4 protein-coding genes and 1 pseudogene are annotated in these 6663 nt (G+C 57.4%); 1 reads left to right on the top strand and 4 read right to left on the bottom strand.

Going from position 1 to position 6663, the window contains the following annotated elements; all coding sequences use genetic code 11:
* Positions 1 to 303 (top strand): annotated as a pseudogene (locus HFO71_RS36100) (PIN domain-containing protein); the annotation flags it as partial.
* Positions 304 to 983: 680 nt separating this feature from the next.
* On the opposite strand, the gene HFO71_RS34425 reads toward HFO71_RS36100, so the two are convergent.
* The 4 genes from HFO71_RS34425 to HFO71_RS34410 form a co-directional block, all read right to left on the bottom strand.
* Positions 984 to 1856, bottom strand: coding sequence for a sugar phosphate isomerase/epimerase family protein (locus HFO71_RS34425; RefSeq protein ID WP_221989056.1), 873 nt, complete (start codon positions 1854 to 1856; stop codon positions 984 to 986).
* A 72-nt stretch (positions 1857 to 1928) separates the two neighbouring features.
* Entirely contained in the window at positions 1929 to 2909 is a 981-nt protein-coding gene (locus tag HFO71_RS34420) for a zinc-dependent alcohol dehydrogenase (protein ID WP_206113841.1), read from the bottom strand.
* Positions 2910 to 3404: 495 nt separating this feature from the next.
* Positions 3405 to 5609, bottom strand: a complete 2205-nt coding sequence (locus HFO71_RS34415) for a methyl-accepting chemotaxis protein (protein ID WP_245007081.1) — start codon at positions 5607 to 5609, stop codon at positions 3405 to 3407.
* Positions 5610 to 5830: 221 nt separating this feature from the next.
* The gene (locus HFO71_RS34410) at positions 5831 to 6661 is read right to left on the bottom strand and encodes an N-acyl homoserine lactonase family protein (protein ID WP_168340953.1); all 831 of its coding nucleotides are present in this window, start codon (positions 6659 to 6661) and stop codon (positions 5831 to 5833) included.
* Between the last annotated feature and the right edge of the window lie 2 nt (positions 6662 to 6663).

The following is a 6663-nucleotide window of genomic DNA, read 5'->3' as shown; positions in this document are numbered from 1 at the left end:
CGGATTGTCGGCAACCCCAAATATCCCAACTCTCCCGGTTCCCCGTCACTCGTGATGGAAATTGTCCGCAAATTGCGGTCGCTCCCCGGTCACAGTTTTTGGCCGGACGATGTGAGCCTTGTCGGGTGAGGTGATATCGCTCCCACGAAAATTCTAACATCGGGGCAGGTAACTGACACCTACCTGCTTGCGCTAGCCAAGGCGCGTGAGGGCCAGCTGGCGACATTCGATCGCAAGCTGTCAGCCGCAGCGGTTACAAGGGGCAATTCTGCCTTGCACCTGATCACCACGAGTAGATCGTGAGTTCCCGTCGATCCATTATGCGATCTGCCTGGCTTAAAACGTGAATCCCATAGCAACAAGTCGGACGCTGGCCTCGAAGCTCTCGCCCTGCCAGAATCATTGACCCGCTATTTTCAGGGTCAGTGGCGTAAAGGGTATTTATGGAACCCTTGATAATAGGGCTCCTGCTAGGGGACAATATCGTCCGACAGTCAACTCGCCCCGTCAGCAGGTTCCCGCCTACAAAACGGTACCATGGTACCTGCTCAGTACGGTTGTTTGGGGCGGTACATTCGATTGTTAGCGCTAAGGCGAGCGACTTCGATGGTACCCGTCGCACGCGCCAACCGAGCGTCTGAATGACGAGGGGACGATCGGAGGCGCCCTGAAGTTCATTTCTACGACGGCAACCGCGGTCCGCTCTACCATCTTGCTGCCAAGGTGGATGGTTTCGGACGAGGAAGTGCAGAGGCAGAAACCGGAATCGTGGTGGTAGACGGCGGAGTCTAGGTATTCTTGACGGTCCAGGATCGAAAAGAGCAATGAGATTGGTGTGATATGAGCTTTCAGCCGGCATCGGCCTGCCGCTCGTTCAGCGTGCTTCTCGATGCGTTCGGGTGTAAAAGCGAACGCTGGCGCGCCTAGTGGAGCACGGCCAGTCCAAGGGGAGTTGTCACGAGAGCTTTTGCAGGTCACCGCTTCTAAACAACCCCTGCGCTGCGTGCGATCGTCTTGATGTGCGCAAGGCCACGCCGATAGCCGGGCACATCGAAATGCTCGAGCATGAGCGGAACTTCGCGCCCGAGTTTGGCAATCTCGGTGACATAAGCCGTGTAGTCGAGATTACCTTCGCCAGGCACGACTTCATCCAAATGGAAAGAGATCGTTCCAGGTCCGCCTTTCATCACCAGATCCTTCGCGTGGCACGAAACGATCCAGGGTCCAAGAAGGGCGAAACAATCTTGGATCATCGTTCCTGTATTGAAATAGAGCCGCGGCGAGATGACCATATTTGCCGCATCGATATGGGCTCCGAATTGCGGCCGATCTATCGCCTTTAGCAATCTGAGGTAATTTTCGGGTGTATCCGTCACCAGCCACGGCACCATCTCTAACGAAAACTTGGTGCGTTTGGGCTTTACCATATCGATGACATAGCGGGCCGTATCGACCGCACGCTGGAATCCAGCCTCACTTTGATTGTCTGGATGGGGTCCATAGTCGTAATTGTCGCTCAGCTGCCACGGGTCACCTGGATGGCCGACGGTTCCGTGGTAGGCGACGATGGCGCCTGCTCCCATTTCGTCCCCTAGAGCCAATTGATGCACGGCATATTCAAGATTGGCTTTCCGCGTCACGTCATCATGGGCAATCAGGTTTTTCCAGGCACCTCCCTCGGCAATGACGAGATCGGCGGCGGCGAAGCTTTTCACCAGATCGGCGATTTCTTCGCGGTTCTCGAGCTTGATGTTCGGCATGTATGCCGCGTTGTACCCGAATTCCACATGTGCGCGTGCATAGGCTTCGGGATCACCCCCGTATTCAATCCCATAGCCACCGAGTCTGAACGTCATGAATAGTCTCCCAAATTGATTCTGTTGGCGGGCGGCGGCCGCTTCTCCGGCCGCATCTTGTCTCTGAGGCCTTCAAGCCTGAGCAATTTTGCCCGGATAGAGCAGCACCTTTCCGCAATTGCCGGTTTCCTGAAGAGCAAAGGCAGACGCGACCTCCGAGATGGCGAAACGATGCGTGGTCAATCTGTCGAGAAGCGGCCTGGCATCGCGCACGCGCTGCAACAACTCCTCGGCGAAGACGTCATGGTTCCAGTGCCAAGCGCCAAAGATGTCGATGCCCTTGCCCGTGATGCGGTTGACCGGTAGCGAACCGCTCCATGTGACGAAGGCAAGCCTTCCCCGCGCCCGCAACAACTCCAAGACAACCGCTGGAGCACCCTCATTGTTACTGGTGTCGAGGGCCGCATCCACGCCATAACCGCCGCTCGCGGCCCGCACCTGCTCGATAAGGTCCGGCGCGCGGGGGTCGATGACCAGCTCTGCTCCCAACTCCTGTGCCAGTGCAGCGCGATAACCGTTCAGTTCGAGCGCGATGACGCGCGCGCCAATTGTTCGCGCATTAATGATCGCCCCAAGGCCGACGGCGCCGCAGCCGGAAATCAGCACGGTATCCTGTGCGCTTACCTGCATGCGATGCATAGCGGTGAAGCTCGGGCCGAGAGCACACATCGCCATTGCGGCGTGATGCGTCTCGATGTCATCGGGAACCGCTTGCAATAGATAATCCGGCTTCAACAGGAATTCGGCGTAACAGCCGATGCCGGACGATGAACCCGTCTCGTCCAAAAGATCGCGCTGCGACGTGCAGTGGATATGTTCCCCCGAGCGGCAAGCCGGGCAGACGCCACAACCGGCATGCGGCATGACGATGACGCGGTCGCCGACCTTCAAGCGCTTTGATTGTGCGGCATCGACAACAACGCCGACCGCCTCATGACCGAGCTCACACGAAAGCTTGCCAGAACGCCAGGATTGCCATTCCGTGCACATCGGCGCGACCAGGACCTGGATCTTGACGATGTCGCCGGACGCTTGCGGTTCCGGCCGTTGCAAGACCTGCGCCTGGCGCGGCCCAAGAATTTCTACGCAAAGAATGTCCGTTACTCCTGCTTTTGAAAATTAGTGAGGACGCGGGTTGAGGCTAGCACTTGGCCGCGCCATCGGAAATCCGACCTGAAAGTGTTTTCTAAACAGAAGTAGAGGAGGAGCAGCGGTAAGCGGCCTCGATTGACTCGTTCGGGGTCGCCCACATGGGTTGCCGAACGGCTTCCAAACGCCCGACGTATCGCGGTGTCAGTGTCAAATAGGATCTGAGGATACTTAATCTTTCCCGTGCGCTGAATTCTGTCAAAAAGGCTGCCGCGGTCCGACGAAAACAAGAAAAAAAGGGCCCGAGAACAACTCTCAGGGCCCAAATTTTGCTTCGACAGCGTAGGGAGGAGAACGCGCCGATCTTTTCGTTTTATCCGCTTATGGTTAATGAAGCGTAACCGCGCGATGCGGTCGCAAGGCAAGCATGACCCTTTTTATCCTCTGGCATTCCTCGTTTTAGAACTCCTGCCAGTCATCCTTAGCGGCATTTGATCCGAACGAGCTCGCAACCCGTTTCATCATCGTGCGCACAGGCGATTGCTGAGGCTTTGTTTGACGCGGATAGACGGGCCCCGCGGCTGCGCTGAACGTTTCAGCTTTGAAGCGTGCTACGAGGCTCCTCAGGTTGCCCGCCTCGTTTGCCAGAGTGCAGCTGGCTGCGTTCGCCTCCTCGACCATGGCGGCATTCTGCTGGGTTACTTGATCCATCTGGTTCACAGCAGTATTGACCTCTGAAAGACCAATCGACTGCTCGCGCGCCGAGGTTGCGATCGAGTCCATGTGCTGGTTGATCGTAACGATAAAGGCTTCGATTGCCTTGAGCGCATCGCCAGTTTGGCTGACCAGCGTTACGCCAATTTCCACTTCCGCGCTGGAATTGCGGATAAGTTCCTTGATTTCCTTTGCAGCCTTGGCTGAACGCTGAGCCAGTTCGCGGACTTCCTGGGCAACGACGGCAAAGCCCTTTCCGGCCTCGCCGGCCCGCGCCGCTTCGACACCGGCGTTGAGCGCCAGCAAGTTCGTTTGGAAGGCGATATCGTCGATCACGCCGATGATATTGGAAATCTGGCCGGACGATTGTTTGATCTTGCCCATGGCGTCTACGGCGGAAGCAACGACAACGCCTGATTGGCGGGCATTCTCATTGGCTTGTATGGCGACGCCTCGCGCCTCGTAGGCGCGCTTGGTCGAGTTCGCGACATTTGTGGTGATCTGATCGAGAGCAGCGGCAGTTTCCTCAAGCGACGCTGCCTGTTGCTCGGTGCGCTTCGAGAGGTCGTCGGCGCTCGCACTGATTTCTCGCGAGCCGCTGTCAATTGCGGTAGTCGACCGCGCCACCGCGCTCAGTGTCTCGCGAAGCTGTCCGACAGCCTGATTGAAGTCCGAGCGGAGCGCCTCGAAATCGGCCGGAAGAGGATTTACGATCTGATAGGTCAGATCCCCGAGCGAGAGGTGCCGAAGCCCCTCGGCGAGCGACTGTGTCGCTAGAGCCATTTCCGCGGCCCGCTTGCGATCGAGTTCCGCTGTCTTCTGACGCTGCTCCTCCGACTGTTGGCGGTTTGCGGTTGCCTCGACTTCAAGATTGCGGGCCTTTTCAGCATTTTCCTTGAACACCTCGACGGCTGATGCCATTGCGCCAATTTCATCCGGGCGATCCTTGCCCTCGATGGCGACATCGAGATCATTTTCAGCGAGACGCGACATCGTGCCGGTCAGATTACCGATGATCTTGGAAAAATTGCGCGCGAACAGGAGGAAGCCGACCAGAGACAAAAGAGAGACGACCACGCTTCCTACAACAGTCGCCCACAGGGCGCTGGAGCTTGCAGCGAGTATCTCTGTTGAGTCGGCGCCGATTTCCAAGACGCCGAGCGGATCGCCGGAAAAGTTTGTGAACGGCACGGCCTGGACCAGGATATCCCGGCTGCCGGAGGAAATCTCATCGAATACCGGTTTGCCGGCGAACGCGGATTGAATCTGTTCGGGAGTCAGCATTGACTTGCCATCGAGGGTTGATGCCTGAAGCTGCAGTTTGCCATCCGCGATCACATTGACCGCGATCTCACCGCCTATACGATCGGCGATCGGCCCGAAGTATGGATTGGACAATTCCGTGCCAACATCGACGACGCCGACGACCCTGCCGTCCTGGATCACCGGTGCGGAAGCATACATGCCAATGCTCGCACGGCCCGGTTCAACTCCTGCCGCCACCTTGCCAGTCGATAGAGCCTTTACAACCATCTTGCGGCGTCCGGTCATGTCGTCGCCGAATTTATCAGGAGCATGGAGACGCGCCACGGCCGAGCCCTTCACATCGACGAAGGTCACAAACTGCAAACCGCCCTCCTTCGAGATCGCTGGCAGACCAGAACCATACTTGGTCAGGATGGCTTCTCTCTCCTTGCCTAGAATGAGTTTTGCGGTATCCGGATCGCTTGCGAGCGCCAACGCAAGAGCGGCGGCCGCCCTCTGGGTCGCGCCCATGTCAGTCTGGATCAGGGAGAGGTCGCTGCGAGCCCTGCTTTGGAGGGCATCGTCGTTCGCGATCGACTGCCGATACCATGCCTGCCCACCGATGGCGGCGCTCGCGAACAAGACAGCTCCGAACCCGTAGCCGGTCATTTTTACCCAAATAGGTCTGCGGACTTTAACGCTCATCTGGCCCTCTCGATAATCGTCGATAGAGGAGCGATAGAGGCAAAATTTTCAATTTTACTTAACAGCAGGCTATCAGGTCTCGCTCGGCGAGGCCTCAGTCGATCTGGGCGCTTGGCAAATATCGCCAAAGCTCAAGCTCTTTGACTGATCGTCCTTTTCCCTGGATTAGTAGCCGCAGGAGCAATCCAGCGACATCGGGATTTAGCCGCTATTCCCGAAGGTCAGGATGCCTTGAGGATCTTAAAGCCCTCGATTTCCCTGACGAGCGGCAAATGCGCCCAACGATCGTTGTCGTGCATCATGATCAATCGCGACATGTCGCCTGCTATCTCCTCGTTGATGCGATCCATGGTCTCCAACTGTTTCCAGATGCTGCCAATACCGTTGTTCAGGGGCGCAAAGACGCCGTCGTGCCTATGGCCGGTCAGGTTGAGCTTCGAATAGATGCAGTCGCCCGCCGCCAGCAATCGTCCGCGCGCCGTTTCGACAATTACGAACTGCTGGCCGAGCGTGTGGCCTTCGCCAAGGCGGACATGGATTCCAGGCAGGATATTGTCCTTGTCGCCATCGACCAGCATCAGCCGATGTTCGACGGCCGCGTCAAAAGCCGAGCGCATATTGTCAGGATTGATGATGGCGGTCAGGAAGCCGTATTGTGGCGGTAGCGCCATGGCCTCGTTCCAAGAGAGCCATTCGCGCTTCTGGATGAAGATCCGCGCCTTGGGGAATGCCGAGATCGAGCCCATATGGTCGAAATGGGCGTGGCTGAGGACGATATCTGTGACATCCTCTGCCTTGACGGCAAGCTCCTCGAGCATCCGCACCGGCGAGATCCAGTCGGGAATGCCAAACTTCTTCGAAAACTCCGCGCCACTGCCTTCATTGAGAAAGCCGGTGTCGATCAGCACATTCCTTTCGCCGTTCCGGGCCAGGACGAAACCGAAAGGCAGGTCGATGACCGCTGACGGCGGGGCTCCGTTGACAAGATCGATCAGCGGCTGGCCTTTCGACCGTGCAAATTCGATGACGTGGACCTCCCATTGATTGGACATCA

This window comes from Rhizobium laguerreae, from assembly GCF_019778565.1.
Lineage (GTDB): Bacteria > Pseudomonadota > Alphaproteobacteria > Rhizobiales > Rhizobiaceae > Rhizobium > Rhizobium laguerreae.
This window is presented reverse-complemented; position numbering and strand designations above follow the sequence as displayed.

Bases quoted from the DNA above. Each gene is read 5' to 3' on its own strand.
- HFO71_RS34415 (WP_245007081.1), bottom strand. From the start codon at position 5,609: ATGAGCGTTAAAGTCCGCAGACCTATTTGGGTAAAAATGACCGGCTAC.
- HFO71_RS34410 (WP_168340953.1), bottom strand. From the start codon at position 6,661: ATGTCCAATCAATGGGAGGTCCACGTCATCGAATTTGCACGGTCGAAA.
- HFO71_RS34425 (WP_221989056.1), bottom strand. From the start codon at position 1,856: ATGACGTTCAGACTCGGTGGCTATGGGATTGAATACGGGGGTGATCCC.